The sequence below is a fragment of the Pantoea sp. Ft-CA_14 genome (assembly GCF_024520875.1).
Classification (GTDB): Bacteria; Pseudomonadota; Gammaproteobacteria; order Enterobacterales; family Enterobacteriaceae; genus Pantoea; species Pantoea agglomerans.
In genome coordinates, this window is record NZ_JALNPM010000058.1 from 1 (window position 1) to 237 (window position 237).

At 48.5% G+C, this 237-nt stretch carries 1 protein-coding gene; it reads right to left on the reverse strand.

The window, feature by feature from the left end; all coding sequences use genetic code 11:
• Nucleotides 1–237 (reverse strand): YceI family protein (locus NR195_RS22840; protein WP_256844942.1); only part of this gene is annotated, 237 nt, incomplete at both ends.

Here is a 237-nt window from a genome sequence, read left to right on the forward strand (position 1 = left end):
TTTTCGCCTCGAGCGTTACCGGTTTGGTCACGCCATTCAGCGTAAGATCGCAAGTAATCTTCAGATCATCACCCTCTTTTTCCAACGATGTGGATTTGAACGTGGACTGCGGGTTTTTGCTGGTGTTCAGGAAGTCGGCACTGAGCAGGTGCTTGTCACGTTCAGCATGGTTAGTATCGATGCTGCTGGTGTTAATGTTGACGTCGACTTTATCTGCGGCAGGATTCTTCTCATCAA